General features: G+C 61.6%; 18 protein-coding genes. 7 read left to right on the forward strand and 11 right to left on the reverse strand.

The features are described 5' to 3' along the window. Positions 1–29: 29 nt before the first annotated feature. The 8 genes from DKY63_RS05960 to DKY63_RS05995 form a co-directional block, all read right to left on the reverse strand. A complete protein-coding gene (locus DKY63_RS05960) occupies positions 30–794 on the reverse strand; it encodes an IclR family transcriptional regulator (RefSeq protein WP_110963245.1) in 765 nt (254 codons plus the stop codon). A 142-nt stretch (positions 795–936) separates the two neighbouring features. After that, positions 937–1,326 carry a RidA family protein gene (locus DKY63_RS05965; protein ID WP_110963246.1) on the reverse strand — a complete coding sequence of 130 codons (390 nt, stop codon included), beginning with the start codon at positions 1,324–1,326 and terminating at the stop codon, positions 937–939. Positions 1,327–1,356: 30 nt separating this feature from the next. Beyond that, positions 1,357–2,151, reverse strand: a complete 795-nt coding sequence (locus DKY63_RS05970; RefSeq protein WP_110963247.1) for an amino acid ABC transporter ATP-binding protein — start codon at positions 2,149–2,151, stop codon at positions 1,357–1,359. After that, entirely contained in the window at positions 2,148–2,810 is a 663-nt protein-coding gene (locus DKY63_RS05975; RefSeq protein WP_110963248.1) for an amino acid ABC transporter permease, read from the reverse strand. The genes DKY63_RS05970 and DKY63_RS05975 overlap by 4 nt, the downstream gene beginning before the upstream one ends. Positions 2,811–2,819: 9 nt before the next feature. Further along, entirely contained in the window at positions 2,820–3,482 is a 663-nt protein-coding gene (locus DKY63_RS05980) for an amino acid ABC transporter permease (protein ID WP_008011044.1), read from the reverse strand. Between the two features lie 49 nt (positions 3,483–3,531). Then, a complete protein-coding gene (locus tag DKY63_RS05985) occupies positions 3,532–4,380 on the reverse strand; it encodes a transporter substrate-binding domain-containing protein (protein ID WP_110963249.1) in 849 nt (282 codons plus the stop codon). Between the two features lie 270 nt (positions 4,381–4,650). Then, entirely contained in the window at positions 4,651–4,932 is a 282-nt protein-coding gene (locus tag DKY63_RS05990) for a type II toxin-antitoxin system RelE family toxin (protein ID WP_110963250.1), read from the reverse strand. Beyond that, entirely contained in the window at positions 4,922–5,170 is a 249-nt protein-coding gene (locus tag DKY63_RS05995) for a type II toxin-antitoxin system Phd/YefM family antitoxin (protein ID WP_110963251.1), read from the reverse strand. The genes DKY63_RS05990 and DKY63_RS05995 overlap by 11 nt, the downstream gene beginning before the upstream one ends. Positions 5,171–5,488: 318 nt before the next feature. Between DKY63_RS05995 and wecB the strand changes: the two genes are divergently transcribed. The 5 genes from wecB to DKY63_RS06020 are packed head-to-tail and all read left to right on the forward strand — an operon-like array spanning position 5,489 to position 13,937. Beyond that, positions 5,489–6,643, forward strand: a complete 1,155-nt coding sequence (wecB, locus tag DKY63_RS06000; protein ID WP_110963252.1) for a non-hydrolyzing UDP-N-acetylglucosamine 2-epimerase — start codon at positions 5,489–5,491, stop codon at positions 6,641–6,643. Beyond that, entirely contained in the window at positions 6,640–8,814 is a 2,175-nt protein-coding gene (gene nrfB / locus DKY63_RS06005; protein ID WP_110963253.1) for a cyclic di-3',5'-guanylate-activated glycosyltransferase NrfB, read from the forward strand. The genes wecB and nrfB overlap by 4 nt, the downstream gene beginning before the upstream one ends. Continuing rightward, on the forward strand, positions 8,811–11,984 hold the full coding sequence (locus DKY63_RS06010) for an NfrA family protein (RefSeq protein WP_110963254.1): 3,174 nt from the start codon (positions 8,811–8,813) through the stop codon (positions 11,982–11,984). Before nrfB ends, DKY63_RS06010 begins: the two co-directional genes overlap by 4 nt. Further along, positions 11,984–12,862 carry a DUF4434 family protein gene (locus DKY63_RS06015; protein WP_110963255.1) on the forward strand — a complete coding sequence of 293 codons (879 nt, stop codon included), beginning with the start codon at positions 11,984–11,986 and terminating at the stop codon, positions 12,860–12,862. The genes DKY63_RS06010 and DKY63_RS06015 overlap by 1 nt, the downstream gene beginning before the upstream one ends. Beyond that, entirely contained in the window at positions 12,846–13,937 is a 1,092-nt protein-coding gene (locus DKY63_RS06020; protein ID WP_110963256.1) for a GGDEF domain-containing protein, read from the forward strand. The genes DKY63_RS06015 and DKY63_RS06020 overlap by 17 nt, the downstream gene beginning before the upstream one ends. 108 nt (positions 13,938–14,045) lie before the next feature. Here DKY63_RS06020 and DKY63_RS06025 read toward each other — a convergent pair whose 3' ends face one another. Together DKY63_RS06025 and DKY63_RS06030 are read right to left on the reverse strand one after the other, a co-directional pair. Further along, a complete protein-coding gene (locus DKY63_RS06025; RefSeq protein WP_110963257.1) occupies positions 14,046–15,605 on the reverse strand; it encodes a TerC family protein in 1,560 nt (519 codons plus the stop codon). 381 nt (positions 15,606–15,986) lie between these two features. Then, positions 15,987–16,853: a LysR family transcriptional regulator gene (locus tag DKY63_RS06030; RefSeq protein WP_110963258.1), complete on the reverse strand. Its 867-nt coding sequence runs from the start codon at positions 16,851–16,853 to the stop codon at positions 15,987–15,989. A 104-nt stretch (positions 16,854–16,957) separates the two neighbouring features. On the opposite strand from DKY63_RS06030, the gene DKY63_RS06035 reads away from it, so the two are divergent. Further along, positions 16,958–18,502, forward strand: a complete 1,545-nt coding sequence (locus DKY63_RS06035) for an MFS transporter (protein WP_110963259.1) — start codon at positions 16,958–16,960, stop codon at positions 18,500–18,502. A 54-nt stretch (positions 18,503–18,556) separates the two neighbouring features. Further along, the gene (locus tag DKY63_RS06040) at positions 18,557–19,780 is read left to right on the forward strand and encodes an NADH:flavin oxidoreductase/NADH oxidase family protein (RefSeq protein WP_110963260.1); all 1,224 of its coding nucleotides are present in this window, start codon (positions 18,557–18,559) and stop codon (positions 19,778–19,780) included. 118 nt (positions 19,781–19,898) lie between these two features. Here DKY63_RS06040 and DKY63_RS06045 read toward each other — a convergent pair whose 3' ends face one another. Further along, positions 19,899–20,510, reverse strand: coding sequence for a vWA domain-containing protein (locus DKY63_RS06045; protein ID WP_110967857.1), 612 nt, complete (start codon positions 20,508–20,510; stop codon positions 19,899–19,901). Between the last annotated feature and the right edge of the window lies 1 nt (position 20,511).

Raw genomic sequence — 20,511 nt, forward strand, 5'->3', positions numbered from 1 at the left:
CTCACATTCGCGGCTGCGGGCAGCCGCTGTTATTCGTTGATGCGACGGGCCAGGCTGTTCGCGCTCTCGATCAGCACCCGGCGGTAGTCGTTGTAATGAGCCTTGGCATCGGCGCGCGGGGCGACGATGCACAAGGTGCAAATGGCCACGCCGTTGGGGTCTTTGACCGGGGCGGCGAAGCAATGGGTAAAGGTGTCGGCGACGCTGTCGAAGGAGAAAAAGCCGTCGATGCCGGCCTGACGGATTTCCTGCAGAAATTGCTCAAGCGGCAAGCGTTCACCGTTGGGCAGAATGAAGTCGTCATGGTCGATCAGGTCGACGATTGCCTGGTCGCTCAGGTGCGCCAACAACAGGCGCCCGGAGGCGGTCCAGGGGATTGGCGCGTTTTCGCCGATGTCCGAGGAAATGCGGAAATGCCGCTCCCCTTCCTTCATCAGCGCCACGGTGTATTTGCGCCCGTTGAGCAGGCACATCTGCGCGGTTTCGCGGGTCTGGCTGACGATTTCCTGCAGGGCGTGATCGGCCTCGCGGGTCAGGTCGAAATGGCGCAGATGTGCCTGGCCAAGAAAGTACAGCTGACGGCCGAGGTAAACGTGACCGTCCTTGCCCACCGGCTCCAGAATCCGTCGTTCCAGTAGCGAAGCCACCAGTTCATACACGGTGGATTTGGGGCTGCCGATCCCGTTGGCGATGTCGTTCGGGCGCAGGGGCTGGCCGACTTCCTTGAGGAAATCGAGGATATCGAACGCCCGGTCCAGACCGCGTGCCCGGCGCTTGATGGTGTCTTCGGTCATGTGTGTGGTTCCCATACAAAGTGCCGGGAGTTTACCTAGGGTCTTGCGGTGACTGTTAGGCCGCCATCGCGAGCAAGCTTTGCTCCTACAGACGGTGAGACCCTGTAGGAGCAAGGCTTGCCCGCGATGGGCACACCTCGGTTCAGGCCTTTTTCTTGTACGCGATGCAGTCGATCTCGACCTTGCAGTCAACCATCATGCTCGCCTGCACGCAGGCCCGGGCCGGTGCATGCTCAGGCTTGAAGTACTCGGCAAACACCTTGTTGAAACTGGTGAAATCCCGCGGATCATCCAGCCACACCCCGGCACGCACCACATCTTCCAGGCCATAACCGGCCTCCTGGAGTATCGCGATCAGGTTCTGCATGGTCTGGTGGGTCTGCTCGACGATGCCACCCACAATGATCTCGCCATCCTTCGCCGGCACCTGGCCGGATACGTGCAGCCAGCCATCGGCTTCAACGGCGCGGGCGAAAGGACGCGGCGTGCCGCCAGCGGCGGAACTGCCGGTGCCGTAACGAGTAATGCTCATGAGTGTTTCTCCTGATTGAAAATCGAGTGTTTAAAACCGCGTGCTTTTGAGAAATTCAGCCAGACGCGGCGACTGTGGGCGCTCGAACAGCTCCTTGGGTGGCCCCTGCTCTTCGATGCGCCCCTTGTTCATGAAAACGATCTTGTCCGAGACCTCGAAGGCGAAACGCATTTCGTGGGTCACCAGCAACATGGTCATGCCATCGTCCGCCAGGCCCTTGATCACGTTGAGCACTTCGCTGACCAGCTCCGGGTCCAGCGCCGAAGTCACTTCGTCAAACAGCATCAGGCTCGGGTTCATCGCAATCGCCCGGGCAATCGCCACGCGCTGCTGCTGACCGCCGGACAACTGCCCCGGATAGTGATCGCGGCGCTCCAGCAGGCCGACGCGCTCCAGCCATTTTTCCGCCAGGGCCACCGCCTCGTCCTTGTGCAGTTTCTTCACCTTGAGCAAACCCAACGTGACGTTCTGCAAGGCGGTGAGGTGCGGGAACAGGTTGAACTGCTGGAAGGCCATGCCGGTCATGGCGCGATGGCGGGCGATGACCTTTTCCGCGTGGCGAATGCGCTTGCCGTTGACCTCGTCATAACCGATGGATTCGCCATCGAGCAGGATCTGCCCGCCCTGGAACTCTTCGAGCATGTTCACGCAGCGCAGCAGCGTGGTCTTGCCCGAGCCGCTGGAACCGATCAGCGTCACGACGTTGCCACGCTGCATGGTCAGGTCGACGCCCTTGAGCACTTCGAGTTGGTCATAGCGTTTGTGCAGGCCGCGAATGTCCAGCAAGGGTTGGCCGTTTTGTGCGTTGGTTTGAGTCTGTGTCATGGCAAGGCCACCCGCTTTTCAATGTGCCGGCCGAGTAACTCGATGCCGTAGTTGATGACGAAAAACAGAAATCCGGCGAACAGGTAAAACTCAAGGGTCATGAAGGTCCGGGCGATGATCTGCTGGGTGCTGAGCAGCAACTCCGCAACGCCGATCACCGACAGCAGGGTCGAGGCCTTGACGATCTCGGTGGACGAGTTGACCCAGGTCGGCAGGATCTGCCGCAGTGCCTGGGGCAACAGCACGTAGCCCAGGGCCTGATAGAAGGTCAGGCCGATCGCCTTGCTCGCTTCCATTTGTCCGCGCGGTAAAGCCTGCAAGGCACCGCGCACGATTTCCGACACGTGGGAGCCGCAAAACAGCGTCAGCCCCAGGGCACCGGCCTGGAACGCGCTGATCTGCCAGCCCAGCGCCGGTGCCATGTAAAAGCACGCCAGCACCAGCACGAACACCGGCGTGCCGCGAATAACATCGACATAAAAACGAAACGGCGCGCGCATCCAGAACTTGCCGTATGTCAGGACCAGACCGGAGAACACCCCGAGCAGCGTGCCCAGCAGAATCGCCAGGGCCGAACACTGCACGCTGGTCAAAAAGCCCTGCCACAACACATCGCGGGCCACCCACAACTCATGCAACCAACTGGGAGATTCGTACATGTGGGGCTCCTATCGGCGGATCGCCAGACGCTGTTCGAGGTAACGCAGCATCATGGCAATGAGGTAACAGGCCGCCACATAGAGCGCCGTGGTCACCAGCCAGGTCTCGATCACCCGGTAGCTCTCGACATTGATCTTGCGCGCGTAATAGGTCAGCTCCGGCACGGCAATCGCCGCCGCCAGGGAGGTGTCCTTGAACAGCGAAATGAAGTTGTTCGACAAGGCCGGCAGCACATTGCGCAACATCACAGGCACCGTGACGTAAGCCTTGACCTGCCATTCGCCCAGGCCGATCGCCAGGCCGGCTTCGCGCTGGCCCTTGGGAATGCTGAGCAATCCGCCGCGGAACACTTCGGTCAGGTACGCCCCGGCGTACAACGACAGGGTGATGATGAACGAGGGAATCTTGTCCAGACGAATCCCCAGGCTCGGCAAGGCGAAGTAGATCAACAGAATCAACACCAGGATCGGCGTGTTACGGATCACCGTGACATACACCGAGGCCAGCACCCGCAACGGGCGATGCTTGGACAGCAAGGCAAACGCCATCAGCAGGCCGATCACGCAGCCGATGGCGATCGACACCAGCGCCAGCTCCAGGCCCAGACCGAGCCCCGCCAGCAAGGTGTCGAAATCGCGCCACACGGCGGCAAAGTTCAACTGATAGTTCATGGTCGGCAGTACCTTGAGCGGGGCGTTTTAGCGCCCCGCTCTCACGGGATCATTTGAATTCGACGGGGAAACCGATTGCAGGCGAAGGAAGTTCTACACCGAACCACTTCTTGAACGACGCCGCGTAGGTCGGGAACTCCACGCCGGTCATGGCTTCATGCAAGGTGGTGTTGACGAAGTTCAGCCAGTCCTGATCGCCGCGCTTGACCGCGCAGGCATAGGTTTGCGGGCTCCAGGCGTAGGCCGGGCTGCGATAGCGGCCAGGGTTCTGCACCATCAGGTATTTGACCGAGGACTGATCGGTGGCCGCCGCGTCGGCGCGGCCGGAGTTCACGGCCTGGTACATCAGGTCCACGCTGTCGTACTGATCGACCTTGGCCTTGGGCAGCGCCTGATGCACCAGTTCCTCGGCGTACACGTTCTGCAGCACGGCCACCGTCACCTTGTCGCCGGCAGCCTGCATGTCGTCGATTTCCTTGTACTTGCTGTTGGCCGGCAGCAGCAGGCCGACGCCTTCACGGTAGTACGGCAGGGTGAACGCCACCTGCTGGGCACGGCTGGCGGTCACGGTGATGAACTGGCAGCTGATGTCGACCTTGTCGGTCAGCAGGTTGGGAATTCGCGCATCGGAAGACTGCACCACGTACTCAACCTTCTCCGGGTCATTGAACAACCCCTTGGCGATCATGTGGCCAATGTCGATATCAAAACCCTGCAACTTGCCATCCGCCCCCTGGAAGTGCCACGGCGCATTGGTGCTGCCGGTGCCTACAATCACTTTGCCACGGGCCAGAACGCTATCGAGCTTGCTGTCCGCCGCCTGGGCCACGCCCACGGCAGCGGCAGAGGCCGCGATTAAAAGAACACACGCTTTGAACAAGGAAGGACGGTGATGCATGGCAAGCACTCCAGGATGATGTTTATTCCGCTATACCGGAACTTAGTATGTAACAGCGGAACAGACAGCAGAAAGTGTGCCACAGCTCGGACAGGGAATGTAGGGAAGATTGAAAAGTGTTTTGAATCAAACAGATGGATTGAAACGAAGAAAGGGTGTTACCGAAGGGGACGATGGCGTAGCGCTACCGTTGGCTACGCAGGCGGGTATCTGGTTCACAAATGGTGCGGGGGATGTTTCTGAAATGGGCATGGTGCGTTGCAACTTGTGTTATCGGCTGCCGGCGTCCGTGTAGACCTCACCCCGCTCCCTTTTTCCGACCGCTATGACGGTGATGACCAGAACTTCATCGACGACCCTGTAGACCAATCGATAGCCGGCACTGCGCAATTTGATCTTGTAGGCATTCCCGAGTCCGTTAAGCCGGTCTCCCGGTACGTGCGGATTGACAAGCCGCTCCTGAAGCTTCTTCTTGAACTGATCCCTCACGGTTGCGCCGAGCTTCTTCCATTCTTTCCAGGCTTTTTCCGAAAACTCCAGCTCATAGGTCATCAATGGAAACCTTTATGGTCGGATCGTTTTCTCGCTCCTTGCAGAGTGCAATCAGCTCCAGGTCTTCCAGACGGCTCATCAGTGCCTCATATTCCCTGGCAGGGACGCAATAGAAGGCAGGCTCGTTACGGTTGAGAATTGCAACGGACTCTCCCCCGCCCGCAGCCACTGTCCCCATAGGGTTTCTTTTCAGTTCAGAGATGCTTGCCACGACCTGCGAAAGCACGATGTGTGTCATGAAACAGTTCCTTGGGATGCTTTTAGAGACACTCAAAATAGCACTCCCAATGGCATTCGGGTGTGATCCCAACGGATGAAATAGCGTGTTCAAGCACGGTTGAAGTTCCTCTGCTGCGATGGGCCGGGACGACGGCACAAAAAATTATCACTTCAAGGCGTTTCCCGTTTCCGAGCTTCCCGTGGGACTGCTCCCGAAAAACCGTAGGAAACATCTGCGTTGGACAACCCCCCGTCCGGCTGCTTTATTCAATATCCAAGTGATAAGGCGTCTTAACAGCTGCGACGTATTTCGCGCCAGCTGGACCGGGAGGCATTCATGTCCTTCAAAGTCATGATGGTGTTCGGCACACGACCGGAAGCCATCAAGATGGCACCCCTGGCCCGGGTCCTGCGTAACTGGCCCGGGATCGAACTGAACATCTGCTCGACCGGCCAGCACCGGGAGATGCTCAAGCAGGTACTCGACTCCTTCGAGCTGACGGTCGACGAAGACCTGCACGTGATGACCCAGGACCAGACCCTCAACGGCCTCTCCGAACAGTTGCTGGAGCACCTGGACAGCACCTACATGCGCGTGCGACCGGATATCGTGCTGGTCCATGGCGACACGACCACCAGCTTCATCGCCGCCCTCGCCGCGTTCAATCGCCAGATCCCCATCGGCCATGTCGAAGCCGGCTTGCGCACCGGCAACTTGCGCGCGCCCTGGCCGGAGGAAGCCAATCGCCACCTGACCGGGGTCATCGCCGACCTGCATTTCGCCCCGACCACCAAGAACGAAGACAACCTGCTGCACGAGGGCGTGCCCAAGGCCAATATCGAAGTCACCGGCAACACGGTGATTGACGCGCTGCTCTGGATGCGCAATCACCAACAGGCCACCGGCTGGCAGCCCGCCGCCGACTCGCCGCTGGCCGTGCTCGACGACAAACGCCGCATGGTGCTGATCACCGGGCATCGCCGGGAAAACTTCGGCGGAGGCTTTCGCAACATCTGCCTGGCCCTGGCCACCCTTGCCGACCGTTACCCCGATGTGCAATTCGTCTACCCGGTACACCTCAATCCGCAGGTGCAGCAAGCGGTGTACAGCGTGCTGTCGGGCAAACCCAACATCTATCTGATCGCCCCCCAGGACTACCAGCATTTCGTCTGGCTGATGGGACGTGCGCATTTCATCGTGACCGACTCCGGCGGCATCCAGGAAGAAGCGCCGGCCATTGGCAAACCGCTGCTGGTGCTGCGCGACGTGACCGAGCGGCCATCGGTGCTCGAAGGCGGGACGGTATTGCTGGTGGGCACCGACACCGACCGCATCGTCAAGCAGGCCAGCCTGTTGTTTGACGACGACGCCACCTTCCAGCGCATGAGCCGCCCGCACTGCCCCTACGGCGATGGCCATGCCAGCGAGCGCATCGCCAACCGCCTGGCGACCTGGCTCAAACAACGCGCGGCAAAGGGTAAAGCGGTATGAGTTTCGGCCTGGTGGATTTTTTCGCCTATGTGCTGTTCGGACTCAAATACCTGGCAATTACCCTCGCACTGCTGATGTTTGTACTGGGACTCGATGACCTGTTCATCGACCTGGTGTACTGGACCCGCAAGCTGATCCGCCGCTGGCGCATCTATGAAAAATTCAAACGCGCCGATGAGCAGCGCCTGTACAGCATCGGCGAAAAACCGCTGGCGATCATGGTGCCGGCGTGGAACGAAGTCGGCGTGGTCGGCGAGATGGCCCGCCTGGCGGCCTCGACCCTCGACTACGAGAACTATCAGATTTTCGTCGGCACCTACCCCAACGATGCGCAGACACAGGCCGACGTCGACGCGGTCTGCCTGCACTACCCCAACGTGCACAAGGTGATCTGCGCCCGCCCCGGCCCCACCAGCAAGGCCGACTGCCTGAACAACATCATCGACGCCATCCTGCGCTTTGAAAGCGAGGCGAAAATCCAGTTCGCCGGGTTCATCCTGCACGATGCCGAAGACGTGATTTCGCCGATGGAACTGCGCCTGTTCAACTACCTGCTGCCCAGCAAGGACCTGATCCAGATTCCGGTCTACCCCTATGCCCCGGAATGGAAAGGTTTCACTGCCGGGCACTACGTCGACGAGTTCGCCGAGAACCATGGCAAGGACGTCATCGTTCGCGAGGCGCTGACCGGCCAGGTGCCCAGCGCCGGGGTTGGCACCTGCTTCAGCCGCAAGGCCGTCAGTGCCTTGCTCGAGGACGGCGATGGCATTGCCTTCGACGTGCAGAGCCTGACCGAGGACTACGACATCGGCTTTCGCCTCAAGCAAAAGGGCATGAAATGTATCTTCGCCCGCTACTCGGTGAGCGACCCGAAGCTGGCGCTGGAGCAACCCTGGGTGTTTGGCATGAACCGCGCGTTCTCCCAGGTGATCTGCGTGCGCGAGCACTTTCCCCGCGACTTGCAGCATGCGATCCGGCAGAAATCGCGCTGGATCGTCGGCATCGTGTTCCAGGGCACGAAGAACCTCGGCTGGAGCCCCAAGGGTCTGCTCAACTATTTCCTCTGGCGTGACCGCCGTGGCCTGATCGCCTACTTGCTGAGTTTCCTGGTCAACCTGCTGTTCCTGGTGTTGCTGGTGATGTGGCTGGTGACCCTGGTGTTCCCCGAGGCCTGGCGTTACCCATCGATCCTCACCGACAGTTCTCTGCTCACGGCGCTGCTGTGGCTCAACGGCCTGATGCTGGTCAATCGCTTGTTCCAGCGCGGCTGGTTCGTCACCCGCTATTACGGAATCGTCGAAGGCTTGCTGTCGGCGCCACGCATGATGTGGAGCAACTTCGTCAACTTTTTCGCCAACCTGCGGGCACTGCGCCAGGTCATGGAAATGGGCGATTCGCGCCGCGTGGCGTGGGACAAGACCACCCACGAATTCCCCGCGCTGGCCCAGGCGCAGCGCACACCGCTGGGTCATCGGCTGGTGGAAAAAAGCCTGCTCAGCGAAGAACAACTGGAAGCGGCGATCACCAACCCGGTGCGCCGGCGCCTGGGCCACGAACTGTTGTTGCGCGGGCATATCGATACCACGCAACTGGTGCAGACCCTGGCCGAGCAACTCGATATGGAATGGGCGCCGCTCAACCCGTTCAAGCTCGACCCGCGCCTGATCGACGCGGTCCCGCGAAAGGTCGCCACCCACTACGGCGTGCTGCCCGCCGCCGAAGAAGGCAGCACCCTGGTACTGGCTTCCGAAGGACCGGTCAGCCAGGTGTCGCTGGGCGCGATCAGCCGGCAGTTGAAGCGTCCGGTGCGTTGTCGCCTCGCCCCGCAAGGTCGGGTGACCCTGGGCATTCGCTATTGGTACCCCAGTGCTCGGCAAAGTACGGACGTGCATCACATGCTCGAAGTGCTCGAACGCCATCAGGACGATGAAGCCTTGCTTGAGCGCGTCAGCCACCATCAGGTGCTGCTGGGCAACTTGCTGCAAGTGCGCGGGATGGTCCCGCCATCGCTGTTCAATCAGGCCTTGATCGACTTTGACGCCGAACGCATGTCCCTGGGCGAACACCTGATTTCCCGGGGCATCATCACCCAAGAGGTACTCGACCAGGCACTGGCGGAACAGGCCGCCGAACAACAAGCCGCCTTCAGCATTGCCCGGGAGGTTGAATGAAGTCCGGCCATCGTCATGCCCTGCTCCTCGGCAGCCTGTTGCTGAGCCTGAGCGCCACTTGGGTGCGGGCCGAACCCCTGAGCGATTTCGAGCAGTTCCGCAGCTTTCCCTACATGGACCGCAGCTACCGCGAGGCGAAGAAAGGCAACTGGGCCGAAGTCGAGCGCTTGATGCGGCATCTGCTGGAAAAAGTGCCGAAGAATGACGAAGCACGGGCCCTGCTGGTGGAAGCCCTGGCCAAACAGCGGCGCTACAAGGACGCGGTTCAGGCACTGCCGGACAACCCGCAAAACAGCGACGCCCTGCTCAACCTGCGCCTGACCTGGATCGAACAGGACCCGCCCGGCAGCAGCCAGGTGGAGCAATGGATCGCCAGCAGCAATCTGAATCAGCGCATTCGCCTGTGGCAGGCCTACAGCCTGAGCCTGGCCAAGTTCGGCGGTGCGCAACGGGCCCACGACTGGCTGGCGCAACTGCCGCCCAAGGGCGATACAAAAATCCTGCAGATGGCCCGGGCCAACTGGTCCGAACAGCTGCGTGACTGGGATGGCACGATCAAGGAACTGGCGCCCCTTGCAGCCAATAAGCAGCTCGATGCGAAAGGCTGGGAACGCCTGGCCAACGCTTATGTGCAGCGCCTGGACGAGCAGCCCTTGCAGCACTTGTTGCAACAGGCGCCCAGCCCGGAAGCGGCGCGTAAAGTGCGACTGGCCATGGTCGACCGGGCGATTGCCATGGGCCACCAACAGCAGGCGCAACGCTGGATGCAATCGCTGCCACCGGCCGACCTTGCCGATCCGGCCCAAAGCCAGCGCTTGTGGGAACTGGCACGGCAAACCGGCGACACGCCGACCGTGCAACGCTTGAGCAACCAGTTGCAGCGCCCCTGCCTGGAGACGGTCGATTGGCTGTCCCGGCGCGATCCACAAGCCGCCCTCAGCCAATTGCAGGGCTGCAAGCCCGACGAAGACCCGCAGACCTGGCTGATCCTCGCCGAGCGCCTGCACGCTACCGAACTGCTGCAAGGCACGCGCTTGCCCGAGCCGTGGGACAGTCGCCGGCAAGCACAACTTGTCGATGTGTGGCAGGCCGAAGGCCGTAGCGACAAGGTCATGGCCTGGCTCGCCAGCCAGCCGCAGACGGCCGACGTGGTCAAGCGCCGGGCCGAACTGGTCCAGGCATTGGGTCGCAACAGTCAGGCGCAATCCCTGTGGGAGCAGCATTACCGGCAGACCGGCAACCTTCGCTCGCTCGATCAGGCCACCTATCTGGCGTTGAATGCAGGCCAGCGTGAACACGCGCAGAAACTGCTCGAAAGCGCCTATGACCGCCACAACGGCAAGCTGCCGGCACCCCTGTTGCAACGGCTGGCCACCCTCTATGCCTCGTCGCTGCTGTCTCAAAAGCTGACGCCTGCACAACAGCAACGCATGGTCTCGCTGATCAATCGTGTCGACCCCGCCACCCGTGGCCAATTGCTCGCACAACTGGCGGAAAACGGCCAGTGCGATGCGGTGCGCCAAGCCCTCGGCGATCATCCGCAGAGCGCTGGCGATTACCGTGCGTTGGGCCGTTGCGCCATGCCGGATCGTCCCGGCGAAGCGGTGGTTTACTACGGAACTGCGGAAAAACTCGGCGACCGCGACAGCCGCCTGCCGCTGGCCTACGCACTGGAAGCCGCCGGGGATTCCCCCGGCGCCCTGGCCATCTGGCGCAGCATCCCGGCGTCGCAGTTGAGCGACAACGCCCGACTCACGGCCAGCCGCAGCGCCCTCAACGCAGGCGACCCCGAGACCGCCGAACGTTATTGGCAGCAAAGCCGCAGCCGTGGCGCCAATGAGTGGGCGCTGGGCGCGGCGATTGCCGATGCCCGGGGTGATCACGCCCTCGCCTTGCAACGCCAGCGCTCCGCGCTGCAACAATCACCGGATGCCGGCCATTACTACGCTGCCTCGGTCACCGCGCAAAAGGCTGGCGACCTGCCGCAAAGCACGGCCTGGCTGGCCGAAGCCGTGCGCCGCGAACCGGACAACCCCCGCTATCGCGCCGACTACGGCATGCGCCTGGCCGGTAGCGAAACCCGCGAAGAACGCGCCCGCGCCATCCCGTATCTGCAAAGCGCGACCCGGGACTTTCCGGAGGACTATCGCCTGGGCGAGACCCTGGCCTTGCGTTACGACGAAACCGAAAACAGCGCCGCGGCCCGCGAGGAACTGCGCCGGGTCATCGACCTGGAACAAAACCCGGTGGCGGCGGACGACGAGGACGGCAGCATGGAAGCCCGGCGCTATCGCCAGCGCCGCGCCCACGAAACCCTCTCGCGCCGCGACACCCGCACCATCGCCAGCACCTGGTCGCCCGCCGGGGTCTCGACCAACGACTTCCTGCTGCCCGACGACACCACCGGTTCCCGGCGCCGTTCGAGTTCACAAAACGTGCAACTGGCGATGTGGGACCACGCCCTGGGTGATGAACCCAGCCGCGCCGGCAGTACGCTCTCGGCCTACGGTCGCGTGTTGCTTGGCGGGGTCGGTCGCTACAACTACGCCGAGTCCCTCGGCACCGGCATGGGCCTGCGCTACAAGCCCTGGGGCACGGCCAACATCAATTTCTACGGCGAGATCTACAAGCAGAGTCAGTTCGATGACGACGACAGCCACCGCCTGAGCCTGGGGCAAATGCTGATTCCGGAAAAACTGGCCGATCAGGTCGAGAATCACCGCAAGGACGGGCACACCACCACGGATTATCTGCTGCGCTCCACCGCGTCATTTTTCGATCAGGGGCGCTTCCGCAACGACTGGCGCGTGGACGAAAGCGATTGGGAGGAACGCTTTCTCTATCTCGATGCCGCGTGGTGGACCAAGGCCGGCGACCATCAATGGCTGTCGCGCTTCCAGCAGGGGCACGCGTGGAAGTTGCCGTTCAACAGCGCGCAAACCGTCATGCCGTACGGCTTTCTCGAATTTGCCAGCCAGGACCCGAGCAACGACTGGCGCCAGGATCTGCGCACGGGCATCGGCCTGCGCTGGCAATGGTGGTTCGACGACGACATCTACAACGCCTACCGCGCGCACCTGACGGTTCGCACCGAGTATCAGCAATGGCTGGGAGGCAATCTGTATGAAGGCGGCAACGGCGTGCTGCTGGGCGTGGAGATGAATTTCTGATGAGGCGATTGCTACTGGTTTTGTGCCTGATATTGAGTTGCACGGGCGCCCTGGCGGATGAGCGGATTTTCTATCAGCCGCTCAATGCCGATGCCAACCTGAGCCCTGCGCAATGGCAACGGATCTGGCAGGACACCGCGAGAAACGGCACCCACACGCTGATCGTGCAATGGACTGCCTACGGCGATTCCGACTTCGGCGGCGCCAAGGGCTGGCTGGCCAACAGCCTGAAGCTGGCCCGGGAGCAAGGTTTGAACCTGGTGCTGGGCCTGTATATGGACCCGGCCTACTACCAGCGCATCGACGAACTGGACAGCGCCGGGCTGGCGACCTATTGGCAGGCCCAGCTGGGGCGCTCGCTGGCGCAGCAACAACGCCTGCGCACCGAATGGAAACTTGCGGTCAGCGGCTGGTATTTGCCGCTGGAACTGGATGACGCGCATTTTCAAGCGGCGGATCGACGCCAGACCCTGCAGCGCCAACTCAAGGACCTGACCGGCAAACTGGATGCGCCCCTGCATGTCAGCGCCTTCAGCGCCGGCAAGCTCGCACCGCAGGTCAACAGCCAATGGCTGACAACATTGGCCAACGAGGGCATCCAGGTCTGGTGGCAGGACGGTGCAGGCACCGGTCGCCTGCCGCCTCTGGTGCGCAGTGGTTACGCCGATGCACTGCCCTGCTCCGTCGGCATCGTGCGTGAGGCGTTCCGTCAGGTCAGCGCCGAGGGGCAGGCCTTTCGCGCAGAGCCCACGACGCCGGCCACCGCTTCGACGGGCTGTCATTCATCGGCGGTGTTTTCCCTGCGTTACCGGCCCTGGGCCAAGGTGATTCTCGACAACCAACACAACAGCAAGGTCGGCGATGTACAGAACCATTGAAGATGAAGTGCTGAAAAAATCGGCGCCCCGGGAACTCAAGGCCGAGTTCATCCAGCATGAATACGAACGCCTGCACAGGTTTTGCGTGCTGATCTATCTGGTCAGCATCACGGCCTGGTTTTTCTACGACTTGATCATCAGTTTCATTGGTGGCCAGGGCTTCACCTGGCGCTCGTGGGTGTTCCTCAGTCTCTTCGCGATCATGGTCATCCTCTTGCTGTTTACCCGCCAGGCGCGGCATTTCCATTGGCTCAACGTACTGTTTGTATCGACGATCACCATTGGCACGCGCCTGCTGATCGAAGGTGTGGATGTCAAGCATCAGGCCGCCTGGTCGTTACTGGCGGCATCGACCACCCTGTACAGCGCCTCGATGCTGCCGCTTAGCCGCTGGTCATTCTTCGCCGCGCAAGTCATTACCTGGGCGGTGCTCAATCCGTTTTACAGCCCTGAGCTGGACCTGCTTGATCTCAAGGGTGTAATGACCCTCAGCTATACCGGGTTTCTCGGTGCACTGACGATCTACAGCTTCCTCGCACTGCGCAAAGCCAAGCTCTACAACTTCATCATGTCCAAGCTCCTGCTGGACCAGGCCTACATCGACACCCTCACCGAGATTCCCAACCGGCGCTCGTTCATGACCATCGCCGACAAGCAATTGCACGCCCTGCCCCGTGAGCATGATCACTACCTGGCGATGATCGATATCGACAACTTCAAGAAGGTCAACGACGTCTACGGCCACGACATCGGCGATGAAGTGCTCAAGCGCATCGCCCAGAACATCAAGGCCGTGATGAGCCCCTACGAATATGCGCGGCTGGGCGGTGAGGAGTTTGCGATTTACCTGGCCGGCGTGCGCCGCGAGGATGCCGAAGCGCTGGCCGCGCAACTGTGCCAGGTGGTGCGCGAGTATTCCGGACAACACCCGGTGACGGTCAGCATCGGCCTGACCCGGGTGCTGGACGACGACACCTTGAACCAGGCCTTGATCAAGGCGGATGCGGCCTTGTATGAGTCAAAGCATACGGGCAAGGATCGGTATACGTTTCATCAGGAACTGTCGGTCGCCTGATCTGCCGTCATCGCGAGCAGGCTCGCTCCCACAGGGAATATGCATTGAACACACATCCTCTGTGGGAGCGAGCCTGCTCGCGATGGGGCCATCAGCCGCTACACAAAATCACCCGCCAATACGCGCCAGATAAACCCGCGTCACCCGCCGCTCTTCAACCGACATGACCGTCAGGTGCCACCCCTCCCATTCATGGCTATCGCCAATCATCGGCAACCGATCCAGCAAACTCACCACCAATCCGGCGAGGGTCTGGTAGTCCTCAGTCGGCTCTGCGGCAAACCCGGTACGCTGGCGCACCCGCGCCAGGTTCAAGGCACCGCTGACGACAAATCCACCCTTGTCCTCGACCACGTCCGGCCCTCCGATCTCGCTGGCGTCCGGCAACTCACCGGCAATCGATTCGAGGATGTCGGTCATGGTCAGCACCCCGACAAAATCGCCGAACTCATTGACCACGAAGGCAATGTGAGTAGACGCCTTGCGCATCTGCTCAAGGGCATTGAGGATCGAATAGCTGTCCAGCAGGTTGATGGTCTGGCGCGCCATCTGGGCAAGGTCGGGCTGGTTGCCGGCCAAAAACTCCTTGAGCAACTCCTTCTTGTGCACGAAACCCAAAGGCTCATCCACCGCGCCGTCACGAATCAACGGCAGGCGCGAGTAGGACGAGTGCATCAAGCGCGTACGAATGGTCTCGACATCATCGGCCAAGTCGATGTGGTCGACATCGGCGCGCACGGTCATCAAGGTACGAATCGGCCGTTCGGCCAGTTGCAGCACGCCGCTGATCATCACCCGTTCACGGCGATCGAACAGCTCTTCGCTCGGCGCCTCACCGTTGTCGAGCAGGTCGGCAATCTCTTCATCGACCTCCTGCTCCGCCAGTTTGCGTCCGCCCAGCAGACGCATGACCGCGTGGGCCGTGCGCTCGCGCAGCGGTCGCATGCCCTGCATCGAACGCTTGCGGCGGGCCCGGGCGATCTGGTTGAACACTTCAATCAGGATCGAGAAACCGATGGCCGCATACAGATAGCCTTTGGGAATGTGGAAGCCCAGGCCTTCGGCGGTCAGGGCAAAACCGATCATCATCAAGAAGCCCAGGCACAGCATGATCACCGTCGGGTGCGCATTGACGAAACGGGTCAGCGGCTTGCTGGCCACAATCATCAGGCCGATGGAAATGATCACCGCGATCATCATCACCGCCAGCTCATCGACCATGCCCACGGCGGTAATCACCGCGTCCAGGGAGAACACCGCATCGAGCACCACGATCTGCGCCACGATCGGCCAGAACAACGCGTAGGTCGTGTTGGATGAACGCTGGCCGACATGCCCTTCCAGGCGTTCGTGCAACTCCATGGTGGCCTTGAACAACAGGAACACACCACCGAACAACATGATCAGGTCACGGCCGGAGAAGCTTTTGTCGAACACCTCGAACAGCGGCTGGGTCAACGTCACCAGCCAGGAAATACTTGCCAGCAGGCCCAGTCGCATGATCAACGCCAGGGACAAACCAATGATTCGCGCACGGTCACGCTGCTCCGGCGGCAACTTGTCGGCGAGGATGGCGATGAACACCAGGTTGTCGATACCCAGTACCAGTTCCAGCACAATCAGCGTCAACAAGCCCAGCCAGGCGGTGGGGTCGGCTAACCATTCCATATGAATGTCTCGATCTCTTTAAGTGAATTCAGAATGCCGGGCACGGCAAGGCGCGGCGCAGAGGCCGTGGGAGTGCAATGTCAGGGGTGTTCGGAAATCGGAAGACCGGATGCTTCACGTACATCAAGACTGCGCGTTGGCGCGAAGGGAAAGGGTAACTGGGGGGCTCCGTGAGGGTGCTCATGGGGGTCCTGAAAGAGAAAAGGACTTGAATCGTACAGGTGACAGGGACAATTCCTACAGCTGGAAATCATTTCAAGATCTGTAGCAAGATTCAGAATCTGGTTGTTCTTCAGGCCCTCATCGCGAGCAGGCTCGCTCCTACAGTTGATCTGTGTCGCCCACAAATCCCCTGTGGGAGCGAGCCTGCTCGCGAAGCTCTTAGCCTTTTTTAACCCGCTCGATATACCTGTTCACCACCGGTGATTTCTCAAACCGCCGATAAATCAACGCCAACCACGAAGACGCCTCGCAATCCTGAATCTGCCGATACACCACATTCGGCAAACTCACATGCCCGACCACCGACTCCGGCACCACCGCAACGCCCTGCCCCAATGACACCAGGGCAATCACCGCCACCAGGCCTCCAGGCTGTGCCCCCAGCTTCGGCGAAAAATCACCCTGGGCGGCGACCTGCAGGGTGCCGATGACCTGTTCGGGAAGGATGAAGTTTTCGTTCTGCAGGTGTATCGAATTGATCGCCGGCAAACGGTTGAGCCAGGAATCCACCGGCAACGCCAGCACGAAGCCCTCGGCCATCAGCCGCACAGACTCGATGCCTTCGGGCATGGCCAGCGGGCAACGGACGTAGCCCAGATCGAAACGCCCCTCGAGGATCATGTTGGCCAGGCTGGCCATCGGGCTTTCCCGCACGTTGAGGCTGACATCCGGGTACTGGTCGGCAAACCCCTGCACCTGCTTTTGCAGCACCCCCGAATACACCGCCGAAGCCACGTAGCCCAGTTCGATATGCCCGATTTCGCCGCGACCGGCGCGTTGTGCATTGCGCTGTGCCGACTCGAACTGGCGCACCGTGGCATCGGCTTCGATCACCAGCGCCGCGCCGGCTTCGGTCAGGCTGACATCCCGCGCCTGACGCAGGAACAACCGCGCCCCCAGTTCCGCTTCCATGTCCTGGATCTGCCGGGTCAGGGTCGGCGGCGCGATCCCCAATTGCTCGGCGGCACGGGTGAAATTGCGCTGCCGGGCGACGGCGAGGAAATAGCGGAAATGGCGAATGTCCATTCGATGCATTAGCTCAAAGGTAATGAAGTGATAGTGCCTGCCTAACGAAGGCACCGGTTACCGGCGATAAGCTGCACGCAACCTCACAGTAGAGAACACCTGTCATGTCCGTCAAACCCAGTGTGAGCCCGCGTCAGACCCTACTCACCGCGTCCGCTGTGTGTGCGCTGATCGTGCTCGACACCAATATCGTCGCCGTTACCTTGCCGAGCATCGCCCGGGACCTGGGCGCGAATTTCGCGGATATCGAGTGGGTGGTCAGCGCCTACATGCTGGCCTTCGCCGCGTTGCTGCTGCCCGCCGGCAGCCTGGCCGACCGCTTTGGCCGCAAGAACACCCTGATGTGGGGGCTGGGGATTTTCATCCTTGCTTCGGTCGGTTGCGGCGCCGCGCCGAATGCGGTGTTCCTGGATATCGCACGGGCCATCAAGGGGGTGGGCGCCGCGCTGTTGTTGACCTCGGCGCTGGCCTCCATCGGCCACACCTTTCACGATGAAGTGGAACGGGCCAAGGCCTGGGCGTTCTGGGGCGGCTGCATGGGCGTGGCGACCACGGCGTCGCCAACCCTGGGTGGTTTGATCACTGAATACGTGGGCTGGCGCTGGATTTTCTATCTCAATCTGCCGGTGGGTCTGTTCCTGATGTACAGGGTCTGGCGCGCGGTGCCGCATTCGCGCGACACGCAAGCCGCACGACTCGACCCGTGGGGAAGCCTGGCTTTCAGTGCCAGCCTGCTGTGCCTGATCTGGGGCCTGATCGAAGCCAACCGCATTGGCTGGAGCAATTCCGTGACCTGGATGCGCCTGCTCGGAGGCGCCCTGCTGCTGGGGTTGTTTGTGGTGATCGAGCGCTTGCAACGGCGGCCAATGATCGACCTGCAGCTGTTCCGTCACCCGCGCTTCATCGGTGCCCTGCTTGGCATGTTCTTCTACGCCGCCTGTGCTCAAGTGATGATGACGATGCTGCCGTTCTACCTGCAAAACGGTCTGGGGTTAAGTGCCATTGCCGCTGGACTGGGCATGCTGCCCTTTGCTGTCACGATGTTGATTTTCCCGCGTATCGGTGCACGTCTGGCCGGGCGCGTGAGCCCGGCGAACATGATGGCTGCCGGACTGGCGTTGGTAGGCAGCGGTAACTTGCTCAGCGCCTGGGCGGTCAGCGCAGGTGGCTATCTGTCATTCGCCCTGGCGATTGCCGTCATCGGCGCCGGTGCGGGACTGCTCAACGGCGACACGCAGAAAAACATCATGGCCTGTGTCCCCCGCGATCGGACCGGCATGGCGTCGGGCATGAGCACCACCATGCGCTTTAGCGCAATCATGCTGGGGATCGGTGTGTATGGCGCGCTGCTGGCCGGTCATAGCGAACGGTTGCTGCATGACAGCCTGATGTCTCAGGGCGGGCAGTGGCTGGAGCAAGCCCACGGGATCGCGTCCCGAGTAGTGGCCGGTGACATGGCCGCAGCGATGAACCTATTGCCACAGACGGCACAACCGCTGGTCGAGCCCCTGGCGCGTCAGGCCTTTGTTGGCGGCTTCAGCCTGTTGCTGTGGGTGGCGGGACTGACGGGACTGCTGGCTGCACTGGTGGTCGGGACGCTAATGCGCAATCCGATCCCCGTCCCGTTGGGTTTGAAAATACCTGCTTGACATTAAAGTTAGCTTCAAGCTTAGCCTCCACTCATCACTGATGAGGAGTCAAGCATGTCGCCCTTTCAATCCTTGCATCTGCCCAACGGCCAGACCCTCGGCAATCGCATCGCCAAAGCCGCGATGGAAGAGAACCTCGCCGACGGCCAGCAGGCGCCGGATCGTGCGCTGTTTCGTTTGTATCAAGCCTGGGCCGAAGGCGAAGCCGGACTGCTGCTGACCGGCAACGTGATGATCGACCGCCGCGCCATGACCGGCCCCGGCGGTGTGGTGCTGGAAGACGAACGCCACCTGGAACGGTTTCGCCAGTGGGCCAGCATCGGTCGTGCCGGTGGCGCGCACGTCTGGATGCAGCTCAATCATCCGGGGCGCCAGACCCTGGCTAACCTCGGCCAACAGGCATTGGCGCCCTCCGCCGTGGCCCTGGACATGGGATCGTTTTCGAAGATGTTTGCCGAGCCCAAGCCCATGAGCGAGGCCGACATCGAAGAGGTGATCCAGCGTTTCGCGACCAGCGCCGCGCTGGCGGAAAAAGCCGGTTTCAGCGGCGTACAGATTCATGCTGCCCATGGTTACCTGCTGAGCCAGTTCCTCTCGCCGCTGACCAATCGCCGCAGCGACCACTGGGGCGGCTCGCTGGAAAACCGCGCGCGCTTGCTGTTGGCGGTGGTCGACGCGGTACGCAAGGTCGTGTCGCCAGGCTTTTGTGTGGCGGTGAAGCTCAACTCGGCGGACTTCCAACGCGGCGGGTTCGATGCCGACGATGCCCGGCAAGTGATCCAGTGGCTTAACGAAAAGCCGATCGACCTGCTGGAACTCTCCGGTGGCAGCTACGAAGCGCCGGCGATGCAGGGCGAAGCCCGGGACGGCCGAACCCTGGCCCGCGAGGCATACTTTCTGGACATGGCCAAGGAACTGGCCAGCGTCGCGCGCATGCCAGTGATGGTGACGGGCGGGATTCGCCGCCTGGCCATCGTCGAGCAGGTACTCGACAGCGGCATCGCCATGGCTGGCATCGGCACAGCGCTGGCGGTTGAACCGCAGTTGGTCAAGCACTGGCGCGAAGGCCGGGACAGCCACCCGCAACTGCCGCCGATACGCTGGAAACGCAAACCCCTGGCGGCGCTGGCGAACATGGCGGTGGTGAAGTTTCAGTTGCAGCGCCTGAGTCGCGGCCGCAAGACCCGGCCGCAGGTGTCGGCGTTGTTGGCGTTGGTTCTGGATCGGTTCTACATTGCCCGGCGGACCCGGCAGTACCGGCAGGCGATGGGTAAGTAGCCAACATTGATGGCGGCTGAAAATCCGCTATCGCGAGCAGGCTCGCTCCTACAGGGAAACGCATTCCAACTGTAGGAGCGAGCCTGCTCGCGAAGGCGCCACTGAAGACAACACAACCTTAATTGGGCAACAGCTCATCAATATGCCGGTACTCAGCCTGCAACTGCGCGGCCAACACCCTGCTGCGCCCAAGGCGAATCGGCCCCCGCTCCATGTCGATGACCAGCCCCTGACAGTCAAGCGCAGGTAACGCTGCCCACTCCTTCAACCGGCCATCGGTCACCACCAGCACCCTCTGCTGCTCCGCCGCAAAGCGCATTCGCCGCGCTGCAAGCCAGTGCCCCGCTTCACCCAGCGCTGCCAATAAAGGCGTGCCACCACCCGCCCCGAGCCCATCAAGCCAGTGGCGCAAACCGCTGGAGGCTTTCAGCCCCTGCACCTGCCATTTGGGCGACACGCCACTGGCGGTCAGCAAGGCCAGGCGAGCGCGCTGGCGGTAGGCATCGTCGAACAGTTGCGCCAACAGCCCTTTGGCATCGCTCAATGCCTGATGGCGACGGGTCGAAGCCGACGCGTCGACAATCACCAGCAACAGTTCATGGAGCGAGCGGGTGCGCAGCTGGAACAACAAATCCGCACGTCGGCGTGGCCGGCCGTTGAGCAAGGTTCCGGGCCAATTGACCAAGCCGTCGCGCGCGCTGTGCCGCTTGCCCTGCTTGCCGTGGTCCAGG

This window comes from Pseudomonas putida (assembly GCF_003228315.1).
GTDB classification, from domain to species: Bacteria; Pseudomonadota; Gammaproteobacteria; order Pseudomonadales; family Pseudomonadaceae; genus Aquipseudomonas; species Aquipseudomonas putida_S.

Coding starts and splice junctions, on each gene's coding strand:
- DKY63_RS05960 (WP_110963245.1), bottom strand. CDS start 794: ATGACCGAAGACACCATCAAGCGCCGGGCACGCGGTCTGGACCGGGCG.
- DKY63_RS05965 (WP_110963246.1), bottom strand. CDS start 1,326: ATGAGCATTACTCGTTACGGCACCGGCAGTTCCGCCGCTGGCGGCACG.
- DKY63_RS05970 (WP_110963247.1), bottom strand. CDS start 2,151: ATGACACAGACTCAAACCAACGCACAAAACGGCCAACCCTTGCTGGAC.
- DKY63_RS05975 (WP_110963248.1), bottom strand. CDS start 2,810: ATGTACGAATCTCCCAGTTGGTTGCATGAGTTGTGGGTGGCCCGCGAT.
- DKY63_RS05980 (WP_008011044.1), bottom strand. CDS start 3,482: ATGAACTATCAGTTGAACTTTGCCGCCGTGTGGCGCGATTTCGACACC.
- DKY63_RS05985 (WP_110963249.1), bottom strand. CDS start 4,380: ATGCATCACCGTCCTTCCTTGTTCAAAGCGTGTGTTCTTTTAATCGCG.
- DKY63_RS05990 (WP_110963250.1), bottom strand. CDS start 4,932: ATGACCTATGAGCTGGAGTTTTCGGAAAAAGCCTGGAAAGAATGGAAG.
- DKY63_RS05995 (WP_110963251.1), bottom strand. CDS start 5,170: ATGACACACATCGTGCTTTCGCAGGTCGTGGCAAGCATCTCTGAACTG.
- wecB (WP_110963252.1), top strand. CDS start 5,489: ATGTCCTTCAAAGTCATGATGGTGTTCGGCACACGACCGGAAGCCATC.
- nrfB (WP_110963253.1), top strand. CDS start 6,640: ATGAGTTTCGGCCTGGTGGATTTTTTCGCCTATGTGCTGTTCGGACTC.
- DKY63_RS06010 (WP_110963254.1), top strand. CDS start 8,811: ATGAAGTCCGGCCATCGTCATGCCCTGCTCCTCGGCAGCCTGTTGCTG.
- DKY63_RS06015 (WP_110963255.1), top strand. CDS start 11,984: ATGAGGCGATTGCTACTGGTTTTGTGCCTGATATTGAGTTGCACGGGC.
- DKY63_RS06020 (WP_110963256.1), top strand. CDS start 12,846: ATGTACAGAACCATTGAAGATGAAGTGCTGAAAAAATCGGCGCCCCGG.
- DKY63_RS06025 (WP_110963257.1), bottom strand. CDS start 15,605: ATGGAATGGTTAGCCGACCCCACCGCCTGGCTGGGCTTGTTGACGCTG.
- DKY63_RS06030 (WP_110963258.1), bottom strand. CDS start 16,853: ATGGACATTCGCCATTTCCGCTATTTCCTCGCCGTCGCCCGGCAGCGC.
- DKY63_RS06035 (WP_110963259.1), top strand. CDS start 16,958: ATGTCCGTCAAACCCAGTGTGAGCCCGCGTCAGACCCTACTCACCGCG.
- DKY63_RS06040 (WP_110963260.1), top strand. CDS start 18,557: ATGTCGCCCTTTCAATCCTTGCATCTGCCCAACGGCCAGACCCTCGGC.